Source organism: Candidatus Zixiibacteriota bacterium, assembly GCA_022865345.1.
Classification (GTDB): Bacteria; Zixibacteria; MSB-5A5; order MSB-5A5; family RBG-16-43-9; genus RBG-16-43-9.
The window spans coordinates 1-7016 of sequence record JALHSU010000159.1 but is presented as its reverse complement, the minus strand read 5'-3'; the positions used below and the strand labels follow the sequence as shown (position 1 = coordinate 7016).

At 44.8% G+C, this 7016-nt stretch carries 3 protein-coding genes; all 3 read right to left on the bottom strand.

Annotated features, from left to right (window positions below):
* On the bottom strand, positions 1–534 hold a 534-nt coding region (locus MUP17_07490; GenBank protein ID MCJ7458818.1), incomplete at its 3' end, for a M28 family peptidase.
* Positions 535–580: 46 nt separating this feature from the next.
* Positions 581–6520, bottom strand: a complete 5940-nt coding sequence (gene sprA / locus MUP17_07485) for a cell surface protein SprA (GenBank protein ID MCJ7458817.1) — start codon at positions 6518–6520, stop codon at positions 581–583.
* A 57-nt stretch (positions 6521–6577) separates the two neighbouring features.
* Positions 6578–7016: UDP-N-acetylenolpyruvoylglucosamine reductase (locus MUP17_07480; GenBank protein MCJ7458816.1), on the bottom strand; the 439-nt coding region annotated here is incomplete at its 5' end.

Genomic DNA, 7016 nt, shown 5'->3' with positions numbered 1-7016 from the left:
TTCCGGGTGGTCATCTGAGCCCAGATCCTCAGCATCAAAAAAGACCAGGTCAACTCCATATCTGGGCTTTTTCTTAGACAGTATAGGGGCTAATTCCATAAGGACTGCAACTCCAGAGGCACCGTCATTTGCTCCTAAGATCGGGGTAGAGCGGTTTTCCGGGTTTGAATCTTTATCTGCCCAAGGCCTGGTATCCCAGTGGGCGCACAAAAGGACTCTTTCTTTTTTCTCAGGATAGAAAGAGACGATTATATTGCTCAGTTCCAACTTTAAGTCCCCGGTCGTATCCTCCCACACAAAGTCCTGAGATTTAACTAAATTACTATATGCAGAGAAGAAGTCAAGCAGATATTTTTTTAAAGCTCGGTGTCCGGGTGAACCGGGATTTCTGGGTCCAAACTGGCATTCCTCTTTAAGATATTGATAAGCTCTTCCCCCCTTGAATTCCAATGTGGGATCAGAGCTGCAGTTCGCTCCGATGAAAAAAAAGAAAAATAAAGAAACCAGGCTCAATTTAGATTTTTTAATATCCAACCCTGTATTTTAGATTAGAGTTAATCAACTAAACCAGTGTTTAAACTCAGAAGGTGACCTGAGCCCAGATGCTCAACTCCCTGGTATGACTTTTTTCCCCGCTTATTTTATTGGTAGTATCCAGCCAGCGTCCGGACAGCCCACCCGTTACCTGAGAGGAAAAACTGTATCCTGCACTGGGCGTTAAGGAGAATTCCTTAGAATCTGCGGATATGTTGAACCCCTGCTGTCCTACTGAGCTTTTGGTCTGGTTACGCTTTATGGAAATGCCCAATCCGAGGTTTAAATTGCTCTGGAATTTTATCTTCTTGAGAAAGGGAAGTTTCATCCCTTTTGGTGCGCTGAAGGAATAGGCAGCATTGACTCCATAAGCGTCTGAAGTGCTGATGGTCTTGCCTCCTCCCCCAGACACCCCGGATAAAGCTTGACTCTCTGCCACTACCCTATCCCAGGACCAATTAGTCTGGATTCTGTTATTGAAAGTTACCTTCAATGATAAAGGAGTAAGACTCTTGGTGATATCCCTTTTGTTCAGCTTGCCGGTCAGACCGTCTTCTGCTGTATCAACTTTCCTTCTGTAATTAAAAGAGTAATCCACACTGGAGGCAAACCTCTTAAGAATTTTTATCTTCTCTAAGTTGCTCCAGGTTAAAACCATATCTGGGAAAGTCGTGCTCACATTCCTCACCGGGGTTCCAGAACTGGAGACAATATTATCTACTTTAGAGTACCTTAAACTCGAGATATTTATATTTGAGGAAACCCTTAAGGCGCTTCCCACATCCAGGTTTTTCTGGGTACTCAGTCCGTCAGATCTTGCAGTCTGGGGGTCAGTGGAAAATGGAACATCGGCTTTGTCCGTGAATCCAAACTGATAGGAAAGGGAGGGCCTTTCTAAAAGCCCGCTTTTGGTGGAGGTCTTGGTTATCCGATAGTTTATGCTCAACGCAGCCAGGTTCTGGCCTAAATTACCTACAAAGCTCCTTACCCAATTTAACGGACTTAAGCCTTTTTTAGCCTCTGCCTTGGGCTTTAGAATTCCAAATATCCTCTGCCAGTAGAAGGTAAAGCTGGCGGATTTACCGGATTGATTTCCTACCGACTTGGTTCCGTGCAACTGCACCGGGTCGCCATTCTCTTTGTAGGAGGAGTTGAAACTGAAGCTCTGGTCTAAAATTCCTATCCACTTTGGACGGTAAGTGGCTGAGAAGGACTGTGATCTGCTTATCTCAATCCCCAGTTTAGCCTGTTTAGGTAAGAATGAGAATTTAAGGTTCTTATCATCTCTGATATCCCTTGAAGTTTCGAAAGTGTAACCCAGTGACACTGTTTTCAAGGGAGCCATAGAAGCACTGATTGTGCCGTTGAAACCACGGGCATATTGTGAGGTGATGTTCCCCGCACTGCTCTGGCTAAAAGACTTGGTACTTCTGACTGAAGAAGAGAACATCAGGTTGGTGGGCAGGGGGCTAATAGTCTCAGAGGAGAGCTTTTTTAGGAGGAAAACCGATTTCAACCCCTTGAAAGGTGAGAAAGTTAGATTTTTCCTGGGGGTCATATCATACTGTAGTCCGAATCCATACCCCTGACTATTGGAGACTGGAGTCACAGAACTCCTGAAATCCGTGCGCGTATAATAAATGGACTGATTCAATTTAAGTCTTTTTAGAGTAAGCTTTAAAAGCCAGTTGTTTGTCTCCCGGTTAAAGCTGGGGAAAAAACTAAAACTCTTGGATGTGGATTCGGTCCTATCCAGGCTCCTTAGTCCCGCGGGCAGGACAATATCCGAGCCTGGCTTTAGCCTTGGCAGGTCAAGCGATTTTGTCAGGTTAAAGGAAAAAGGAAGGTTCAAGCCCCAGGAAGGAGGCAGGAATTTTTCAAGCGAAGTAGTTAAACTTATCCCTAAGCCGCTGGAGACAACCCCTAACCCTTTGTTCTCGGTCAGACTTCTGAACTCAGCATCTCTACGGGAAAAAGTAATTCCCAGGCTGAAAAGATCAGCGAACTTGGTGGAGATGCTTCCGGAGTAATACCAGCCCGGTACCTTGCGCACATCTGTAACCCTGAGCTCATCAATCCAGACTTCACCTGAGATCTCAGTTGAATCTTTTTTTAGAGTATCATTGTATACCCCTGAGGAAAACCAGATCACACTACTGAGGGTAGGATTTCCTCTGACCCGATAATTCCCTGCTGTTGTGTCACGAGCTGCTGTGGAATCCTTAGAAGCACTCACCAGCATGTAGTTTTTCAGAGCAGTCATCTGGCTGAAATCCATATTGACTTCATTTCTTGAATCCCATCCAGGATATAGGTTGCAATGATATTCGTAGAAATTCAGAGAATCTGTGCCCATTCTGTAGAAAAATTTAACACCGGAATTGTCTGTGGGTCCGTACACGAACATCTTCAACCCCTGATAATTAGTATAATTCTCAGCTCTATATAGTATCCGATAAGCTAATCCATAATGACCGGGCTTAAGGTCCTGGTATTTTAAAACCAGGGACTGCTCTTTTTCCCGGATGTTAGTACTTCTATCCAGAATCCCCGCGATTCCTGGAGGGGGATTGTAGTTATTATTATCAAAGGTGTTGATCACGAAGACCTCAAATGATTCGCGAGTCGAATCGACCGGGGCAAAAGTCGAATCGTTTATCGATTTAACCCCAAGGCTTCGCCACCTGTTAGTAACTAACTGGATAGAGGCAATCTGGACTGAAACAGCTCTGCCAGTGGTATCAGAGGAGGAAAACCAGACCCGGGCAAATTTTATGCTGGAGAAATCAGGAGTTCCCACGCTGATTCGGTTCTGTGTATTTTCCAGAGGAATGCGGTAAAGCCTCCAGCCGTTATGATAGGTGCCGGGCACCCAGAGAGAAGCGTCCTTTAAGTTTATCGGGAATTCGAAATAGTTATTGTCTTTGTCTAACTCGTTATTCCCATTGATATCTTCAGCATCAGGCCTTCTGCCTCTGTCCGGATCATTGGCATTCCTTTCAGTTCCGTTGATGTGGCTATAATTGTTTTTGTCCTTCTCTGGATCATAATCCCAGTCATCTCCATTCCAATCAACATTTGAGGAATTTTCAAATACCCCATCCAGGCCGGTATCTTCATCATCTTCTAAGATTCCGTTTCCCCTTTGACCGTTGGAGGGTTTATCCTCAGTTTGTGGTACCTTATCACCGTTTATGTCTTCGCTTATTTCTCCTAAGTCGATGTATAATGTGGTGCTGTCATCTCCTTTTACCCAGACCTCCAGGAACTTGGTCCTGGTCTGGTCCCAGCTACCCGGAGCAAATGCTCTCATAACCCCGTTACAGGACTTATAAGAAGAATCAGCATAGAAGACGGGCTTAATGTGAATGTTAAGGCTATCAATATCAACGGCGACGGTGTCTTTCGGCGCATGCGGATGCTTGGGATAAAGCTCTAAATTTAGCATATCCGTCCAGGCTTCCCTTGCCTGAACCTGACGGTTAGGCCAGATATCTTGTATCTGCACCCGGTCATAAGGGTTATACCAGATCATCCTTGCTCTCTGCCAATTACCCTGGGGCATACTGGATAGGGACCAGGTCCCCCGGCGTATACCCAGGTCTGTATATTCTAAAGAGCTTTCGAAATCGTCAATGTAGGCTTTGTTTATCAGATTAGGATTGGGTATACTCTGAGCCACCTTCAGGCTAATATCAACCTTGGAGGGCTCTTCCGTCCCGAAAAGGGGAAGAGCATCTGCCAACTTAGTCATAATCGAGGGGGCCAAGGAGAAGGAAACGTCTGTCCCCCAGACGAAATTTTTTTTCTGCTCCTCGCCAACTCTGGGTCTATCATCGGTGGATTTCTCGCTTTTGTAAAGCGCCACGCTGTTGATTGTTAAACCGCTAGCGGCCTGATAATTCGCCTGGAGTCCGTAAAGTGATTTCTTCTCTGCCATAAGAAACGGGGCATATTCATAATCAATTTTTAGCTCTGCGGTTGCGTTTGTAGCCTCCTGAGATAGAAAACTGATCTGCCCGTTATCGTAATCGATATTATAATCCTTGCCTTTGGCTAAATTCTTACCATTCAGAGTCACTACTTCCGAGCCTTCGATTATCGGAGAATGACCTAAGGCAAACTCGGTCTTGCGACTTTTGGTCTCAACGTAGATATAGTATGTTGTCTTTCCCACTAAATTCTGGGCGAATTGATCGTTTTCTGTGGCAGTATATATGTCAGGTATTTTTTCGCTTAAAGAATCAACTTTAAAGGGGTGCCGGTCCGGGAAGAAAAGCAGGCCCTTGTTAAAATCTATCCTGTCTAAATCTACAACCCCATCCGGGTTGCTGGCTCCGTATTGGTCGATTTTATCCAGTCCCAATATCTGAATATATCTTACCCCATTTTGCTGGTCCGGATCAGTGTTATTGGTGTACTCTGATTCTGGCCGGCTGACTCCTTTATAGATATTTATCTTCAGCCCATCCTTTTCGATATTCCTTGAGCCCAGCGAGTAAACGTTCCTCCACTCATATTCCCAGGTTACTTGATCTGACCGAGAGTCATATGGCTTCACAAGTTTAAGCAAAAAGGTTGTATCTGAGATCAATAGGCTATCTTTATTAAGGGGAATAGAGTATTTCAGACTACCTACGGTTATTGTCTCTGGAGGTACGCTTGCCCGTCGTAATATCTTGGCATAGTACGCTAATACGTCATTTTCCCCCAAGGAATAGGGTAACTCTACAAAAGGTAAAGTGACAGTATTGTGGGTAGTATCCCTTGTCATATTGCGATAAACATAATAATCTTGTGGATCGATATGTTTAAACACCCTGTATTCAGATTGGCTCGGATCTTGGCTTATATCTCTTGGGTCGACACAGGCAAGGCCGTGAGCTGACGTACTGTAAAGTGAATCCGAAGGGTAGACGTTCTTGTAGAGCTCAAATTGTATCAAGCTGTCACCTGGTTGATAATCGTTGACTTGGTGACCTAACGCAGTACTTCTTCCCAAATAGTAAAATCTTCTTTTCACATAGTCATAATCCCGGATATAGCTTGCTGCGCTCTCTGCGCCGGCTTTAAAGGTGGTTCTTTGGGTGGAGGATTTCTCCTGGCTGGTTATCATGGTCAGGCCCAGTCTGCCGACTCTGGCTGTGGCTTTAATCCCGAAAAGACCGCGGAGTGCCTGGCTGTACCCGACCAGACTGCTACCCACTGTCAGGTTGGTATTCCCCAATTCTATGCTCTGCAGGACCTCGTCTTCCTCTCCCGCATACCGTAAGTGAATCCGGTTCGCCAGATCAGTTGTGGTCTCGCTGTTCTGGTCTACGTCCACGGAGATTTTGCTTCCGACATTTCCATTGATCTTGAAACTGTATTTCTGCTCCATATTCAAAGAGGGCCACTTGGACGGCTTGTAAGTTGCAGTGCTAACCAGCCCCTCTTTCCAGTTACTCCTTCCAGAAAAGGAGATCTTCCGGTTTCCGGTGATCTTTAGACTGGGACCTCCCTCGCCTATAAATTTGGATACTATGGATGGAAATTTAACCGGGATATCAAACTGGAAAAAGCTCTTGCGCTTTCCCTGCTCGGTCTGGATTAAGGAAAGGTTTATGTTCTTTCGCCAGCCCTCCTGATATTGAGAGGAAAGAGTATAACTCATATAAGAATCCAGGCTCAGGGGAAAAACATTATCAACCGGGTAAGAGCCCAGCTTATCCTTAAGCTCGACCACTTTATCTTCGTAGTTTATCTGGACTGTCCGGGCAAAGCAGATCTTGTTTTTAAGAAGGGGAAGTTCTTTGAAAGCCAGGGAAAGACCAACATCGGGAGTGCCCGGCTTATGATAGGAGCAGCTGCTATTTTTCGCGTCTAAATCTAATTTCAAACCCTGGGCTGCGCCTAAGGCCGGCAAAAGCAAAAACAAAACCGCCAGTTTCAAAAAAGACTTTACGCCCTTGGCGGCAAAAAGAGGTACTTCTGATTTTCTTACCATCGGGTCACCTTTAGAAACCCTTAGATATTATCGATAATTACCTCCTTTACTGAAGTTTTACTCTCCTAAATAGATTACTTCTTTTTCTAACTCTATGTTGAATTTTTCCTTTACTTTTTCTTTTAAGATCCTGGTTAAGGTTCTTACTTGCTCCGAGGTAGCATTCCCCGCATTTATTATTATATTGGCATGTTTGGAGAAAACCTTAGCATCTCCAATCCTCATCTCTTTGGCACCGACTTGCTCTAAAAGATACCCTGCCGAGACCCCGGATGAACAGCTCTTGGAGGATTTGATATTCTTGAAAAATGAACCGGCAGAACCTTCCTCTTCCGGAAGCCTGGACTTTCTCACTTTCAGGTTCTCCTCTATCTTTTTTCTTATCTTCTCCCTGTCCTCCTTTTGCAAGATCAGGGTAGCTGAAAGCAAAATATCCTTTGAGCTTTTTAATTTTGAATGACGGTAATCGAATTCGAAATAATCCCGGTTGACGATT

Excerpts from the sequence above, each read along its gene's own strand:
- sprA (MCJ7458817.1), bottom strand. The coding sequence starts at position 6,520 with ATGGTAAGAAAATCAGAAGTACCTCTTTTTGCCGCCAAGGGCGTAAAG.